This window comes from Bacillus sp. JJ864 (assembly GCF_036963045.1).
Lineage (GTDB): Bacteria > Bacillota > Bacilli > Bacillales > Bacillaceae_G > Bacillus_A > Bacillus_A pseudomycoides_C.
In genome coordinates, this window is record NZ_JBALLY010000147.1 from 1 (window position 1) to 733 (window position 733).

The 733-nt window shown below is 31.7% G+C and carries 1 protein-coding gene and 1 pseudogene; one reads left to right on the forward strand and one right to left on the reverse strand.

Going from position 1 to position 733, the window contains the following annotated elements:
- Positions 1-449: DinB family protein (locus V7024_RS19945; protein WP_335523099.1), on the reverse strand; the 449-nt coding region annotated here is incomplete at its 3' end.
- A gap of 115 nt (positions 450-564) precedes the next feature.
- Here V7024_RS19945 and V7024_RS19950 point away from each other — a divergent pair.
- A pseudogene (locus tag V7024_RS19950) lies at positions 565-657 on the forward strand (excalibur calcium-binding domain-containing protein); the annotation flags it as partial.
- Positions 658-733 lie beyond the last annotated feature (76 nt).

The following is a 733-nucleotide window of genomic DNA, read 5'->3' on the forward strand; positions in this document are numbered from 1 at the left end:
AAGTAGGATATATATATAATATGTCCAGCGATATCCTCTTCGATATTCTCAACTAATTCTCTCAATCTATTCGTCTCATTTAACAGCAATCTCATTAACTCTTCTTTATTCAAAGTATGAATCACTTTTTTCGGCGGTACTAAAATAAAAGGAGCTTTCATTCCTTTTCCATGCTTTTCTTTATATTCTGCATATATATCATGAATTTGATTATGAAATGTTTTCTTTCTTCTCATTTTTGCATACGGAATCAGAACAAAAGAAAGTTTTGTCGCGACTTTGAGCATTCTTGTAATTAAATATAAATGATATAAATGCTCTCCAATCGACCATTTCCCTTCTTTTTGCTGCCATAATTGTTCATTTGAAATACCTTGTACTTTTTGAAAGAAACAATGCCGCTGCTGTTGTAAAGTTTGAAAATGGCGTGATATACTTTCAGATTTCATCTCATACTCCCTTCATTTTAACTCTTAATTCGATTCATATACATATATTGTAAAATTATACCACAGTTATTTTTGGTAGACAAAACGAGCAAACATGTTTTATAACACGCAACCAAAAGCTGCTGGAAAAGCTCCCTTACACGCTGGTGACCCTGGCTATAGCCATAAATTAGATAGAGACCGCGACGGTATTGCCTGCGAAAAATAATATACATAATTTATAATCATTTTTTGCTCAATCTCATCTCTTTGAAATTTTTTTCATCACATATAATATTAATGGA